This window comes from Streptomyces sp. NRRL WC-3549 (genome assembly GCF_000721935.1).
Lineage (GTDB): Bacteria > Actinomycetota > Actinomycetes > Streptomycetales > Streptomycetaceae > Streptomyces.
In genome coordinates, this window is sequence record NZ_KL585434.1 from 30,515 (window position 1) to 32,048 (window position 1,534).

General features: G+C 73.2%; 1 protein-coding gene and 1 pseudogene. Both read right to left on the reverse strand.

The window, feature by feature from the left end; genetic code table 11:
- A pseudogene (locus IH13_RS45245) lies at positions 1-243 on the reverse strand (EamA/RhaT family transporter); the annotation flags it as partial.
- A 47-nt stretch (positions 244-290) separates the two neighbouring features.
- A complete protein-coding gene (locus IH13_RS0131345; protein WP_031089642.1) occupies positions 291-1,388 on the reverse strand; it encodes a PP2C family protein-serine/threonine phosphatase in 1,098 nt (365 codons plus the stop codon).
- Between the last annotated feature and the right edge of the window lie 146 nt (positions 1,389-1,534).

The following is a 1,534-nucleotide window of genomic DNA, read 5'->3' on the forward strand; positions in this document are numbered from 1 at the left end:
GAGCACGTCGGCGGCGGTCGCGACGACCGGGACGAAGCAGGTCACCGTCGGTGACGTCGTGGGGCCGACCTCCTGGACGAGGCCGTACCGGAGCGGCGCGGCGAGCCCGGTTCCCAGCGCTCCGAGCGCGACGACCGCGGGTGTCGGCGGGGGCGGGAAGCCGGACGGTACCGAGGTGAACAAGGGTGTGAACAGGCCCAGTCGTGCTCTACCCGGAAGGAGCTGGCTGCCCGTCAGGGCGAGGGGCGGGCCGGCGCGGTGGGTGCGCGTGCCGTGCGTCCGGCGCGAGGTCACGGGGTCGCGGGTTCCCGCGCGTGGGTGATCGCGAGAATGCCCTGGTCGTCCTTGGGCCGTCCGTGGCTGTGCCGTTCCACGTCCTCCGCCAGGACGCGCAGCAGATGGGCCGGGCCCAGAGGGCGGCGGTGGGTGAGGAGCGAGAGCCTGTGCTCGGGCTGGTAGAAGCGCCCCAGCGGGTCCCGCGCCTCCGTGACCCCGTCCGTGACGCACAGCAGCGTCGAGCCGGGCGGGAAGACAAACCGGTCGACGGGCGCGGGGACGACCCCGAGGACCGTCATGCCCAGGGGAGGGGCTTCCTCGGAGGGGTCGAGCGGCCGCACGCGCCCCGTGGGGTCAAGGAGCAGCGGCGCCGGGTGCCCGCGGTTGAGCAGGGACACGGTGTGGGACACGGGGTCGAACTCGATCAGGAGCGCGGTGGTGAAACCTTCCGACTGCTCCAGGCCGGCCCGGCGCTCACCCTCCCGTTCCAGGTGGCGGTCGAGCCAGCCGGCCAGCTCCGTCACGTCCCCGGCGTAGTCGGCGTAGGAGTGGAAGGCGCCCACCATCACGGAGGCGGCCTGCACCGCGGCCATCCCCTTGCCCCGTACGTCGCCGATCATCGCGCGGGTCCCGCGGGCGGTGTCCCTCACCGCGTAGAAGTCGCCGCCGATGAGGGCCTCGTCCTCGGCCGCGATGTACGACGCGGCGATCTCCAGCGCGCCGATGCGGGGCGGAGGCGTCGGCAGGACGGCTCTCTGGGCGACCTCGGCGACCCGCTGGGCCCGTAGGGCGCCTTCCTCGCGGCGGCGCATCATGCGGTGCAGGCCGACGGCCAGCACGGTCACCGCGGCGAGCGTCACCTGGTTGGCGACCCCGAGCCGCCAGCCGAACGTGTGGTCGACGGCGGCGAGGAAGGCATGGACGATCATCGCCGCCAGGCCGACACCGACGATGGTGCGGGTCCGGCTGAGCGGCGCCGCCGTCACCGGCGCGGCCGCCAGCAGCGGGGCGGTGCTGACGTCCGCCGGTGTCACGAGATCGGCGACCACCGCGATCACGATGACCGCCCACGGGATCACCTCTACTCCGCGCCGCCAAGACATAGTGGACATGATGCCCTCATGTCACCATTGGTGATAGTTGTCCCCTCAGGTGTCGTCGTTCCCTCTTCGGTCATGTCATGCCGCGAGCAGCCGTCCTGCCATCCTGCCGTCCGGGGCGCCGGCCGGTGCCGGTCGGCCGAGGACCGGTACGGGCC

Excerpts from the sequence above, each read along its gene's own strand:
- IH13_RS0131345 (WP_031089642.1), bottom strand. The coding sequence starts at position 1,388 with ATGTCCACTATGTCTTGGCGGCGCGGAGTAGAGGTGATCCCGTGGGCG.